12 protein-coding genes, 2 tRNA genes and 3 pseudogenes are annotated in these 11,984 nt (G+C 65.7%); 3 read left to right on the forward strand and 14 right to left on the reverse strand.

What is annotated here, in order from left to right; all coding sequences use genetic code 11:
• Window positions 1-171: 171 nt before the first annotated feature.
• The 5 genes from hemW to IPG65_RS17655 are packed head-to-tail and all read right to left on the reverse strand — an operon-like array spanning window position 172 to window position 4,748.
• The gene (gene hemW / locus IPG65_RS17635; RefSeq protein WP_293192346.1) at window positions 172-1,380 is read right to left on the reverse strand and encodes a radical SAM family heme chaperone HemW; all 1,209 of its coding nucleotides are present in this window, start codon (window positions 1,378-1,380) and stop codon (window positions 172-174) included.
• Window positions 1,377-1,976, reverse strand: a complete 600-nt coding sequence (gene rdgB, locus IPG65_RS17640) for an RdgB/HAM1 family non-canonical purine NTP pyrophosphatase (RefSeq protein ID WP_293192348.1) — start codon at window positions 1,974-1,976, stop codon at window positions 1,377-1,379. Before rdgB ends, hemW begins: the two co-directional genes overlap by 4 nt.
• A 44-nt stretch (window positions 1,977-2,020) precedes the next feature.
• Window positions 2,021-2,764 (reverse strand): ribonuclease PH, encoded by a 744-nt coding sequence (gene rph / locus IPG65_RS17645; RefSeq protein WP_293192351.1) that lies wholly within the window; start codon window positions 2,762-2,764, stop codon window positions 2,021-2,023.
• 57 nt (window positions 2,765-2,821) lie between these two features.
• The gene (locus IPG65_RS17650; RefSeq protein ID WP_293192353.1) at window positions 2,822-3,730 is read right to left on the reverse strand and encodes a protein phosphatase 2C domain-containing protein; all 909 of its coding nucleotides are present in this window, start codon (window positions 3,728-3,730) and stop codon (window positions 2,822-2,824) included.
• A gap of 10 nt (window positions 3,731-3,740) precedes the next feature.
• Complete coding sequence (locus IPG65_RS17655; RefSeq protein ID WP_293192355.1) at window positions 3,741-4,748, reverse strand: serine/threonine-protein kinase; 1,008 nt, start codon at window positions 4,746-4,748, stop codon at window positions 3,741-3,743.
• Between the two features lie 87 nt (window positions 4,749-4,835).
• Between IPG65_RS17655 and IPG65_RS17660 the strand changes: the two genes are divergently transcribed.
• Complete coding sequence (locus tag IPG65_RS17660) at window positions 4,836-5,756, forward strand: YicC/YloC family endoribonuclease (protein WP_293192356.1); 921 nt, start codon at window positions 4,836-4,838, stop codon at window positions 5,754-5,756.
• A 315-nt stretch (window positions 5,757-6,071) separates the two neighbouring features.
• Here IPG65_RS17660 and IPG65_RS17665 read toward each other — a convergent pair.
• The 3 genes and pseudogenes from IPG65_RS17665 to IPG65_RS17675 form a co-directional block, all read right to left on the reverse strand.
• A pseudogene (locus IPG65_RS17665) lies at window positions 6,072-6,730 on the reverse strand (IS3 family transposase); the annotation flags it as partial.
• Window positions 6,731-6,947: 217 nt separating this feature from the next.
• A tRNA-His gene (locus IPG65_RS17670) sits at window positions 6,948-7,023 on the reverse strand.
• A complete protein-coding gene (locus tag IPG65_RS17675; protein ID WP_293192358.1) occupies window positions 7,014-7,292 on the reverse strand; it encodes a hypothetical protein in 279 nt (92 codons plus the stop codon). The genes IPG65_RS17670 and IPG65_RS17675 overlap by 10 nt, the downstream gene beginning before the upstream one ends.
• On the opposite strand from IPG65_RS17675, the pseudogene IPG65_RS17680 reads away from it, so the two are divergent.
• Window positions 7,237-7,575 (forward strand): annotated as a pseudogene (locus IPG65_RS17680) (IS3 family transposase); the annotation flags it as partial. The gene IPG65_RS17675 and the pseudogene IPG65_RS17680 sit on opposite strands and share 56 nt — an antisense overlap.
• Before the next feature lie 114 nt (window positions 7,576-7,689).
• On the opposite strand, the pseudogene IPG65_RS17685 reads toward IPG65_RS17680, so the two are convergent.
• The 3 genes and pseudogenes from IPG65_RS17685 to IPG65_RS17695 all read right to left on the reverse strand — a co-directional run bounded on the left by IPG65_RS17685 (window position 7,690) and on the right by IPG65_RS17695 (window position 10,048).
• Window positions 7,690-8,944, reverse strand: a pseudogene (locus IPG65_RS17685) (IS256 family transposase).
• Between the two features lie 68 nt (window positions 8,945-9,012).
• Complete coding sequence (locus tag IPG65_RS17690; protein WP_293192361.1) at window positions 9,013-9,150, reverse strand: hypothetical protein; 138 nt, start codon at window positions 9,148-9,150, stop codon at window positions 9,013-9,015.
• Complete coding sequence (locus tag IPG65_RS17695; protein ID WP_293192363.1) at window positions 9,131-10,048, reverse strand: LPD38 domain-containing protein; 918 nt, start codon at window positions 10,046-10,048, stop codon at window positions 9,131-9,133. Before IPG65_RS17695 ends, IPG65_RS17690 begins: the two co-directional genes overlap by 20 nt.
• Before the next feature lie 292 nt (window positions 10,049-10,340).
• On the opposite strand from IPG65_RS17695, the gene IPG65_RS17700 reads away from it, so the two are divergent.
• Complete coding sequence (locus tag IPG65_RS17700) at window positions 10,341-10,631, forward strand: hypothetical protein (RefSeq protein ID WP_293192365.1); 291 nt, start codon at window positions 10,341-10,343, stop codon at window positions 10,629-10,631.
• Between the two features lie 283 nt (window positions 10,632-10,914).
• On the opposite strand, the gene IPG65_RS17705 is transcribed toward IPG65_RS17700, so the two are convergent.
• The 3 genes from IPG65_RS17705 to IPG65_RS17715 all read right to left on the reverse strand — a co-directional run bounded on the left by IPG65_RS17705 (window position 10,915) and on the right by IPG65_RS17715 (window position 11,937).
• Window positions 10,915-10,991: transfer RNA gene (locus IPG65_RS17705), tRNA-Pro, on the reverse strand.
• 12 nt (window positions 10,992-11,003) lie between these two features.
• Complete coding sequence (locus tag IPG65_RS17710; RefSeq protein ID WP_293192367.1) at window positions 11,004-11,474, reverse strand: MerR family transcriptional regulator; 471 nt, start codon at window positions 11,472-11,474, stop codon at window positions 11,004-11,006.
• 118 nt (window positions 11,475-11,592) lie between these two features.
• Window positions 11,593-11,937, reverse strand: a complete 345-nt coding sequence (locus IPG65_RS17715; protein ID WP_293192368.1) for an integration host factor subunit alpha — start codon at window positions 11,935-11,937, stop codon at window positions 11,593-11,595.
• Window positions 11,938-11,984: the final 47 nt, after the last annotated feature.

Here is an 11,984-nt window from a genome sequence, read left to right on the forward strand (position 1 = left end):
CTTGCGTTGCGAAGGTTGTCACAAGCGCGCTTCGTGGTGACCATGAATCCAGGAATGCCTTGTGATGGCTCGACTGTAGGCAGGCGCGCCCGACACCGCGGTAGGCCCGCGCAACCGCATCGCGTCAGCCGTGGGCTCGCCCGGGCGGCGCATCGTCCGACACCGCCAACCTCAGGTGTCGGGCAGAAAAAGCTGCAGGACGTCGCTGAGGAAGTCGAAGCCGCGCGCCGTCGGCCGCAGCCAGGCGCCGTCGCGCTCCAGCCAGCCCCGGCGCTCGGCATCGCCCAGCGCGGCGGCGATGCTGCCGGGCGGCAGGCCGGTGCGGTCCATGAAGTCCTGCAGCGTGAACCCGTCCTTCAGGCGCAGCGCGTTCAGCATGTACTCGAACGGCAGGTCGCGGCGCGCCACCTCGTGCGCCTGGGCCACGGCGTCGCCGGCCAGCGCGCGGTCCATGTACAGCTCGGGCTGGCGGTGCCGCACCTGGCGCAGGATGCGGTGCGCGAAGCTGAGCTTGCCGTGCGCCCCCGCGCCCAGGCCCAGGTAGTCGCCGAACTGCCAGTAGTTGAGGTTGTGCACGCAACGGTGGCCGGGGCGCGCATAGGCGGAGACCTCGTAGCGCGCCATGCCGGCCTGCGCGGTCCGCTCGGTGATGCGGTCGAGCATGGCCCAGGCGGTGTCCTCGTCGGGCACGCGCGGCGGGAACTTGGCGAACACCGTGTTCGGCTCGATCGTGAGGTGGTAGATCGATAGGTGCGGCGGCTGGAACGCCAGCGCGGTGTCGATGTCCTGTTGCAGTTCGGCCAGGGTCTGGCCGGGCAGCGCGTACATCAGGTCGAGGTTGAAGGTGTCGAAGGCGCGCGCGGCCTCCTCCAGCGCGGCGCGGGCCTGCGCGCCGTCGTGCACGCGGCCCAGCGCCGACAGGTGCGCGTCGTTGAAGCTCTGCACGCCGACCGACAGGCGCGTCACGCCGGCGGCGCGGAAGGCGGCGAAGCGCTCACGCTCGAAGGTGCCGGGGTTGGCTTCCAGCGTGATCTCGCACACGGCCGACAGCGGCAGCCGGGCGCGGATGCCGGCGATCAGCCGGTCGATGGCTTCGGGCGCGAACAAGCTGGGCGTGCCGCCGCCGATGAACACGCTGTGCACGGCCCGCCCCCAGACGAACGGCAGGCTGGCCTCCAGGTCGGCCACCAGGGCGTCCACGTAGCGCGCCTGCTGCGCGGCGGCATCGGCGCCGGCGCGCGGCTCGTGCGAATTGAAGTCGCAGTACGGGCACTTCTTCAGGCACCAGGGCAGGTGCACGTAGAGCGACAGCGGCGGCAGCGCGCGCAGCTGCAGTAGGCCGGGGCGCATGTAGTGCGCGAGATCGGCCACCGGGGTCATAGCCAGCGCTGGCGTATCAGTAGGGCCATGGCGGCGGCGGCCTGGCCGCGGTGGCTGTGCGCGTTCTTCACTTCGACGGGCAACTCGGCGAAGGTCTTGCCGAAGGCCGGGATGAACATCACGGGGTCGAAGCCGAAGCCGTTGCTGCCGCGCGGCTCGCGGGTAATTTCTCCCACGACGCGGCCGACGGCGATGAGCGGCTCGGGGTCGTCGGCGCCGCGCAGCGCCACCAGGGTGCTGACCATGGCGGCGCGACGGTTGTCGATGCCGGCCATCTGCTCCAGCAGCGCGCGCACGTTGTGGGCGTCGCCCTTGGGGTAGCCGAACCGGGTGGCGTAGTACGCCGTGTCCACGCCGGGCAGGCCACCGAAGGCGTCGACGCACAGGCCGGCGTCGTCGGCCAGCGCCGGCAGGCCGCTGGCGGCGGCGGCGTGGCGCGCCTTGGCCAGCGCGTTCTCGACGAAGGTGCGGAACGGCTCATCGGCCTCGCCGATGCCCAGATCGGACTGGCGCACCAGCGTCATCGACAGCGGCGCCAGCATGGCCTGCAGTTCGGCCAGCTTGCCGGGGTTGTTGGAAGCCAGAACGATCTTCACGAGAAAAGTGCCATTAGCCCGCGTGGGTATTTAGCCATAAGCTATTAATTAGATAGCGATTCATGCTGCAGCGCGATCAGCTCGCCGATGCCCTTTTCGGCCAGTTGCAGCAGGCGGTCCATCTCGGCGCGCGAGAAGGTGGCGCCTTCGGCGGTGCCTTGCACTTCGACGAAGTGGCCTGCGCCGGTCATCACCACGTTCATGTCGGTGTCGCAGGCCGAGTCTTCCCCATAGTCCAGGTCGAGCAGCGGCACGCCGCCGACGATGCCCACCGAGATCGCGGCCACCGGCTGCAGCACCGGCGTGTCGGCCAGCAGGCCGCGCTGCATCAGCCAACGCACGGCGTCCTGCGCGGCGACGAAGGCGCCGGTGATGCTGGCGGTGCGCGTGCCGCCGTCGGCCTGGATGACGTCGCAGTCGAGGTGGATGGTGCGTTCGCCCAGTTTCCGGAGGTCGAACACGGCGCGCAGGCTGCGGCCGATCAGGCGCTGGATCTCCTGCGTGCGGCCGCTCTGCTTGCCGCGCGCGGCCTCGCGGTCGCCGCGCGTGTGCGTGGCGCGCGGCAGCATGCCGTATTCGGCCGTGACCCAGCCCTCGCCGCTGCCGCGCTTGTGCGGTGGCACTTTTTCGGCGACCGAGGCGGTGCACAGCACCTTGGTCTGGCCGAATTCGATCAGCACCGATCCTTCGGCGTGCACGGTGTAGTGGCGGGTGATGCGCACGGGGCGCAGGGCGTCGGCGGCGCGGCCGGTGCGATGCGGGCCGGCGGAGGCGGAATCAGCAGTCATGAGGTCAGGATGAGGGTTCAGGCAGGAAGGCACCGCGCGGGGCGGGTGCCGGCACGGTCAGCGCCGCCGCGTGGCGGTGCGCTGGATGGCGTCGTTGATTTCGGCGATGGAGCGCTCGATGGCCGCTTCGTCCATCTCGTCGGGCAGCGGATCGACGTCCTCGGTCTGGATGGTGGAGGCGAACCCGTCGTCCGCCATCGTCTCGGTCTCGGTGAAGCCGCTGGCGTGGAAGAGCGGCTCGGCCGGCGTCTCCCATTCCAGCGCCAGCACCGTGACGTTGTCGGAATACTCGCCGGCGGCGACGAGCGCCATCTCGACCAGCGCCGGCACGGCATCGGCCACGGCCATGCCGGCCAGCGTGCTGACGATCTGCTCGTCGCCCACGCTGCCCCACAGGCCGTCGGAGCACAGCAGCACCTTGTCGCCCTCGACCAGGGACACCGGACCGCCCAGGTCGAACATCGGCCGCACGGTGGAGCCCAGGCAGGTGAACAGCACGTTGCGGTTGATGCCCTCGATGGCCATGCCGGCGTGGACCTGCGCCTCGAGGTACGAATGGTCGCGCGTGCGCGTGAGCAACTGGCCATCGCGCACCACGTACAGGCGCGAATCGCCGCAATGCATCCAGTGCAGCTTGCCGCCCTGGATCAGCCCCGCCACCAGCGTGGTGCGCGGGGTGTCGAGCATGCCGCGCTCGCTGGCGTAGCGGATGATGCGCTGATGGGCCGACAGGATGCCCGCCGACAGGAACGCCGGCGCCGCCGGCAGGCGCGGCCTGGCCTCGCGCTGGAACCGCGCGGACAGGACCTGCAGCGCGATCTGCGCCGCCACCTCGCCGTCGGGGTGCCCGCCCATGCCGTCGGCCAGCACGAACAAGGCCGCGTCCCGCGTGTAGCAGTAGCCCATGCGGTCTTCATTCTTCTCACGGCCGCCGAGGCGGCTGAGCTGGAATACCGAGAACTTCATGAGGCGGGACTCACCTGATCCGCGTGCCCAGGCACGTGGCGCGCTTGAGGTTCTTCTTGGTGTCGGTGAGCATGTTGTCGAAGCCCAACCGCACCTTCTCGCCCACCGACAGCTTGGTGTACTGGCGCTCGCCCTCGCGGCTGAGCTCCTTCTGCAGCACGAACACCGATTGCGGGCGAGACAGCGGGTCGAGCGACATGCACCACTCCACCACCTCGATCAGGTTGTCCGAATACACCCCGCGCATGCGCGTGAGCGCCAGCGCCAGCCGGTCCTTCTCCAGCCGCTGCGGGGCGTCGTTGGGCGGATAGCCCTGCATGCACGAATAGATGCACGCACCGATGGCGTAGATGTCGGTCCACGGCCCCATCGTGGAATCGCGTCGGTACATCTCGGGCGCGGCGAAGCCGGGGGTGTACATGGGACGGGTGAAGTTGCCTTCCTTGTTCAGCACTTCGCGCGCGGCGCCAAAGTCCAGCATCACCGCGCGGTTGTCGTCGGTGATGAAGATGTTGGCTGGCTTCAGGTCCAGGTGCAGCATCTTGTGCTGGTGCACGATGCGCAGGCCGCGCAGGATTTCGTCGAACAGCGAGCGGATGGTGGACTCGCGGAACACCTTCTGCTTCTTCAGGTCGCGCGCCGTGACGATGAAATCCTGCAAGGTGGCGCCCTCCAGGTAGTTCATGACCATGTACACGGTCTCGTTCTGGCGGAAGAAGTTGAGCACGCTTACCACCGACGCGTGGGAGATCTGCGCCAGCGAACGCCCCTCCTCGAAGAAACTCTTCAAGCCCAGCCGATAGAGCGACAGCTTCTCCGGCGGCACCTGGGGCACCAACTCGCCTGCCGCGCGCGTGGTCAGGGCCGAGGGCAAGTACTCCTTGATGGCGACCTGCTGTCCCTGGTCATCCACCGCCAGGTACACCACGCCAAAGCCGCCGGCGGAAATCTTGTTCAGCACGCGGTAGCCGCCGATCACCGTATCGGGCGGCAAGGAAGCGGGCTTGAGCTTTGACATAATTTGCGGTGACCAGTCGACCCACGCGACGACTGGGCGCTGAAGGAAACTCAACCGCCGTGACCGTTTCGCACCGGGAATATTCGAATGTCAGTTTACAGTATGACCGGCTACGCCAGCGGCCACCAAGCCGCCTCCCAGCCCTCGGGAGACCACCCGGCGTGGAAGAATGCGCACGCACGCCTCGCCATCGAATTGCGCTCGGTCAACAGCCGATTTCTCGACCTCGCCTTCCGCCTGCCGGACGAGTTGCGCCAGCACGAACCCGCCCTGCGTGAACTGCTGGGCCAACGCCTGAAGCGCGGCAAGGTCGAACTGCGGGCCTACGTGGAAGGCCGCGACGCGAGCGCATTGGCGGATCCGCCGACGGCCATGCTGCAGCGCCTAGCCACGCTGCAGGACAAGGTCCGCACCTGGCTCCCCGATGCGCCGGCCCTGCCGGTGGCCGAAGTGCTGCGCCTGGCGGGGAACAAAACGGAAGCCGGCGACGACGGCATCGCGCAGGCCGTGCTGCCGCTCGCCAGGAACGTGCTGGACGACTTCATCGCGGCGCGCGCCCGTGAAGGCGCGCGGCTCAGCCATCTGCTCAAGGAGCGTTTGACCGAATTACACCGGCTGGCAAAGGAAGCCGCGCCGCTGATTCCTCGGTCCGTGGAAGCGCAAAAGCAGCGCTTCATCGTGCGCTGGAACGAAGCACTGGGTGTTGCCGACAGCAATGTCTCCGAAGCAGCTGGCCAAGAACGCGCCCTGGCAGAAGCCACCGCGTTCGCGATCCGTATCGACGTGGCCGAGGAACTGGAGCGCCTCGCGGCTCACCTGGACGAAATCGAAGACGTCCTGACCAGAGGCGGCGAGGCTGGCAAGCGGCTGGACTTCCTCATCCAGGAACTGCACCGCGAAGCCAACACGCTGGGATCGAAGTCCGCGGGGCTGGAGCTGACGCGCATCAGCGTGGATATGAAAGTGCTGATCGAGCAGATGCGCGAGCAGGTGCAAAACATTGAATGATGCTCCATGTAGCGCCATCTGATCTCAAGTTTCCGGTTTATCCGCCACTTTTCAGCAGCTTGGAGACCCATCTCCCAATGGGGTGATCATGAAGTGTCACCGGGTCTCACCAAAGCGCGCGCTTCGCGCCAGATAGATCGTTGAAGGCCGTACCCAGGCCCTCTCGCTGAGGCAAAGCCGTCAATAAGCCACGCTCTGGATGTTGGCGCGGTCGATGTGTAGACGGCCCGCGCTACGAGGTTGGAAATTCGATGTTCCAAGGCAGCTGCGCCTCATTGAACCGCCCGGGCTTTCACGGAGGCCCATTGGCTTGAGTCAGGCCGATATGGTCTGCTGCTCAAGAATTCGATAGTAGTTGGCCTCGAACTCGGCCGGCGGCACGTAGCCCAGGGGGCCCATCAGGCGCTGGTTGTTGAACCAGGATACCCACTGCAGTGTGGCCAATTCCACCGATTCCCTGGTCTTCCATGCCGTGCGCCGATGGATCACTTCGGCCTTGTACAACCCATTGATGGTCTCGGCCAGCGCGTTGTCTTAGGAGTCGCCCTTGCTGCCCATCGACGGCTCGATGCCGGCCTCGGCCAGCCGCTCGGTGTAGCGAATGCTGACGTATTGCGAGCTGCGGTCCGAATGACAGACGAGGGCATCTTCACGCTCAGGTCTGCGCTCGTACAAGGCCTGCTCCAGCACGTCCAGGACAAAGTCCGTGCGCATGAAGCTGCTCACGCGCCAACCCACGATGCGCCGAGCGAACACGTCGACCACGAAGGCCTTTGTGCGTGGCCTTCAAGCCCCATCGCCACGATGCGCCGAGCGAACACGTCGACCACGAAGGCCACGTACAGCCAGCCCTGCCAGGTGGACACGTATGTGAAGTCCGAGACCCACAGCTGGTTGGGCCGCTGCGCGCTGAACTGCCGGTTCACCCGGTCCAGCGGACACGGCGCCTTGGCATCGCTGACCGTGGTGCGCAGTTCAACGAACTGGCGGCGAGGGTGCGGTGAAGTGGGACTTGACAGGGGCGCTCTGGCTGCTCGCCACGCCCCACGGCTTGGCTGTGCTTGTCTTCGTCGCCGCAGCGCTCGTCGTGAGAGAGGTGCGGCGCAGGTGACGCGGGGCGGTGGTTTATCCCTGCGTTATCCCCGGAAAAAATAAAAGGCACCTAAGTGCCTGATCTATAAGAATAATTTCTGGGGTGGCTGATGGGACTCGAACCCACGACGACCAGAATCACAATCTGGGACTCTACCAACTGAGCTACAGCCACCGTCGCAAACCATAAATTATAGCGCGGCTTAGGGAAGCTCTGTTGCCTTCGCCCAGCAGGGCCCGCAGGCTGGCCTCGTCCTCGGCCAATGTCTCTTCGAACAGTTGGCGTTGCTGGGCGGTTGTGGCCTCGGTCCTGGCGCCGAACCTCCAGGCGTTCAGGCGTGCTAGCTCGAACGTGATGCGCTCGATCCTGGTGTCCTTGAACTTGAGTGATGGCCAGGCGCTGGTGGAGATCGGCGCCGAGGTCAGCGAGCAGATGGACGTCATCCCCGAGCAGGTGCGTGTGCTGCAGCACAGGGCACTGCAGTTTGCCCCGTCAGCCTATCGGCGCCATGCGGCCCGCCAGCGTCACTCGGAACTGCTGTGTGCTCGGGCGCAGCGCGATGCGGTGTTGATGCCGCACATCGAACGCGTCTGGCGATCCAACCATCAGATCTACGGTGCCGACAAAGTCTGGCAGCAGTTGCAGCGCGAAGGCTTCACGGTCGCCCGCTGCACCGTGGAGCGGCTGATGCGCCGGCTGGGCCTGCGCGACGTGGTGCGCGGCAAGGGCCTGTCTGAATTTTTGTGTTCGAGGCGGTTGGTTGATCTGCTCTCGATTGATTTCTCTTCTGTCTTCAGGCCCCTGCCAGGCCGCCGGAGGCGCCCCGGTTGAGCCATGTATTCATGGTTCAACCTCCTTGCTGCTGGCGCCATGGGTCGGCTGCGTGAAGCGATCTTCGTGGAGTATCGCGAACTGGTTCATCGCCTCCTTCCAATCCTTGGCTGCCCGTCCCCAGTCGGCCGTTATGTTGCGCAGCGCCAGCCAGATCAGCTTGGAGGCCGCATCGTCACTGGGGAAGTGTCCCCGTGTCTTGATGATCTTGCGCAGTCGCGCGTTGATGCTCTCGATGGCGTTGGTCGTGTAGATCACCCGGCGGATGGACGGTGGAAATGCAAAGAACGGAATCACCCGGTCCCACGCCCGACGCCAGGCCGCCACCACGGTGGGGAACTTGACGCCCCACGGGCCTTGAGCGAAGGCGTCGAGTTCGGCCTCGGCCGCCTCTGCGCTGGCGGCCGTGTAGATCGGCCTGATGGCCGCCGCCAGCAGCTTGCGATCCTTCCAACTGGCGTAGTCCAGGGAGTTGCGAATCAGGTGCACGATGCACGTCTGCAGCGTGGTGGCCGGGTACACCGCCGCCAGCGCTTCGGGCATGCCCTTCAAGCCGTCGGTGACGGCAATGAGGATGTCATTGACGCCGCGGGTCTTCAAGTCGTTGAACACCTTCATCCAGAACTTGGCGCCTTCGGTGCCCTCGATCCACAAGCCCAGGATGTCGCGCGTGCCATCGGGCAGCACGCCCAGGGCCAGGTAGATGGCCTTGTTGCGCACCACCGCGTCTTCCTTGATCTTCACGCGCAAGGCGTCGAAGAAGACCACCGGGTACATCGGCTCCAGCGGGCGCGCCTGCCAGGCGGTGACCTCGGCCATGACGGCGTCGGTGACCGAACTGATGAACTCGGGCGACACCTCCACGCCGTAGCTCTCCAGCAGGAAGCCCTGGATCTCGCGCATGGTCAGGCCGCGCGCGTACATGGCCACGATCTTGTCGTCGAAGCCGGTGAAGCGGCGTTCGTGCAGGGATGAGCACCGGCTCGAAGGAGCCGGCGCGGTCGCGCGGGACTTCGATGCGCAGCGGCCCATCGTCGGTCAGCACGGTCTTGGCGCTGCGGCCGTTGCGCTGGTTGGCAGTGCCGGCCTCGGGCTTGCTCGCGCCATTCGGGTAGCCCAAATGGTGCGACATCTCGGCACCCAGGGCGCGCTCGATCAACGCCTTCTTGAATGCCACCGTCGCCGCGTTCACGGCATCGCCGGTCATGGGCCCCGAGACGAACTGGTCAATCAGCTCCTTCGGGATCGACGGCAGCGCCGCCATCTTGGCGGCGATCGCCGCGTTCTTCATCTTCGTCTTGCTCGTCGGCATACATGTTCCTGGTCGTCATGCTATGCCTCGAACACAAAATTCAGGACAGGCTCCGCGGCAATGCCGTGCGCCATCCGCTGCATCATCCGCAGCTCCGTGGCGTGGATGACGCCCTTGGGCGCCCCCTCCTGCTCCAGCTCACGGATGCGTTCGCGCATATCCTTCACCTGTTTCTGCGCCGCGCGCGCGACAAGGGCCAGCCGGGCCTGGGGGTGCTCGCGGGTGTAGTCGTTGGCCTCGGCCGCCTTGCCCTCCAGCCGCAGACCCTTGGCCTGCTCGGCATGGCGCGCCACCTCGTCCAGGCGGCGGTAGAACGCCGACTGCCTGGCGCTCGGGCTGTCCGCATTGCCATGGAAGCGCCCCAGCACCGGTATTTTTGTGCGCCGGCACATCTTTGCCCTGCGCCACGCCCACCACCGTTTGCTGCAGCTTCGACGCCTCGCGCCCCACCCCGCCCGTCACCTGGCCCACCAGGTAGTCGATCTGGTCCGGCGTGGGCGAGAACGCCCCGCGCACGTGCCGCGTGCCGCCGCTCAGGTAGTTGATGGCCTCCGACATCCACAGCGCCGGCAGCGATGCCGTGTCGCGCGCCAGCGCATGCCCCGGCGTCAGCTTGTTGAACGACTCCTTGGCGATGGCCCGGCCGGCAAAGTCCTTGTTCTCGGCCAGCGCCGCGAACGGGTCCAGCACCGTGGGCGCCAGCGACTGCATGCTCAGCCCCGCGTTGCCCATCGGGTTGAACGTGTCGCTGAACAGGCTCAGCAGCTTCACCACATGCTCGGCCGGCTTGTCGAAACCGCCCAGCGCGAACTCCACCGGAATGCGCCCCAGGTTCGGCAGCACATGAAAGCCCAGCGGCATCGGAATGGTGATGTACTTCTTGCCCCCGGTCGGGATCACCAGGTTGCGCTCGCGGATAAAGTCCGGCGGCTCCTCATCGTCAAACCCGGCCGCCGCCAGCATCAGCGCCTGCGCGCCGCCCAGCAGCACGCCGCCGGCCACGATCTTCTGGCCCACGGCCGACAGACGCAGCGTCTTGGGCTTGCCCGGCTCCATGTCGAACAGTGTCTGGCTTCATCTGCAATATCGCCCCCCACCAGGGCGCGCATTTCTGCATCGTCCAAGTATTCGCTACGCTTGCCATTGTCGTCTTCGACAACCCATTGGCGATCATGGTCTCAAAGCATTCGGGCAGGCATTTGCGCAATACTTGATCGGCGTGCATGGTTCCCCGCAGTCTTCGTTGGTTTGGTCACCGTGAAGAGTGCTCCATGCACGCGCCTTTGTGTCGGCTACCCGCGCAGCGCGTTGCATGCCGCAGGGCTGGGAAATTCGTGGGGATACCTCAGTGGCAGAGGCCGATACCACGCGCAGGCAGCTTGTGGCCGCGTTCCCGCCGGGCAAGGGATTCGCCGTTGGCAAGGTGCTCAAGGCCAAGGACTTCGTGGCCGAGCGCGACAGCGTGGGGCGCGGTTTCATGGAACAGCTCTACGGCGTGCTGGACAAGCAGGGCATGGATGCGAGGCAGCGCGCCGAGCTGGAGGACGCGCTGGGCCAACTCTACCTGTCGTCGCTGCCCGATCTGTCCTGGGTCAAGCATGGCATCCACCGCAAGGGCACGCCGGGCTTCGAAACATGAAACCACGTCTTTGCGCCCAGGGCGGCGTTGCAAATCCTCGCGATACCGGGCGGTATCGCCGCGGTTTGCGCCTTGCCCTGAACGCAAATCCTTCGGTTTCATTTCGTTCCGATATCTCCGTGCCGGCGTACTAGGTGTCTCACGGACCCCACAGGCCTTGACAATCCACTGGGGCCAAATCCGGTTTACCCCTGGGTTTACCCCTTAGCCCAAAACGCTCTCGGACAAAGAAAAACGGGTTACGGCATTTCTGCTGTAACCCGTTGATTTTATTGAGAAAAAATGGTCGGCGTGGCGGGATTCGAACTCGCGACCCCTTGCACCCCATGCAAGTGCGCTACCAGGCTGCGCTACACGCCGACAAGCCTGTCATTATAGCGTCTCCAGATCGAGCCAAGGAGGTACGGTGAGCATGTCGCGAATTTCCTTCAGTTCGCGCTCGACTTCCCTGATCTGCTCTGGCAGAGGATCGCCCTCGAAAAACACGCCATCGGCACAGTCGCCGGACAGGGCTTCGTCCCCATGGATCTGTTCGGAGCCAGCCGGCAAAGATTCGTTCATGCCGGGCCGGCCGCGCTCGTGCTGGACCAATTCCTGCAGCTTGCCGCGCGCACCGCTGATGGTGAAACCCTGGTCGTACAGCAGATCGCGGATGCGGCGAATCATCAACACCTCGTGGTGCTGGTAGTAGCGCCGATTGCCGCGGCGCTTCATCGGCCTAAGCTGGGTGAACTCCTGCTCCCAATAGCGCAGCACGTGCGGCTTGACACCGCACAGTTCGCCGACCTCACCGATGGTGAAGTAGCGCTTGGCTGGTATGGGGGGGAGAGTCTTCTCCGTCACGGTCCAACGCCTCCGGCAACAAGCGTTCGAGGTTAGCGCAAGTCATCGCTTGCCACCATGCCGCCCCGCGCGAATCCGCGCGTGAGCAGACAATAACCGGAAAAATTTGGAAGTTTACCTACTCCGGCGCCTCATCGGCGCCACCGATGTCCGCCTCGCCCTGAACCTGCTCCTTCAGTTTTTGGCTGGCATGGAAGGTGACCACGCGGCGTGCGGCAATGGGAATCATCTCGCCCGTGCGCGGGTTGCGGCCCGGCCGCGGCGCCTTGATCCGCATCTGGAAGTTGCCGAAGCCGGACAGCTTGACCTCCTCGCCCGCAATCAGCCGCTCCCCCATCAGATCGAAGAACGCATCGATCATGTCCTTGGATTCGCGCTTGTTGAGGCCAATCTGCTCGAACAGCATGTCGGCCAACTGCGCCTTGGTCAGCGCCGCCGTCTCCAGGCTGTCGACGGCCAGCATCGAGAAATCGAGTGAGTCGTGCGCCATGCCGATGTCTCCAGTCGCCT

This window comes from Ottowia sp. (genome assembly GCF_016703145.1).
In the GTDB taxonomy this organism is placed as follows: domain Bacteria; phylum Pseudomonadota; class Gammaproteobacteria; order Burkholderiales; family Burkholderiaceae_C; genus Ottowia.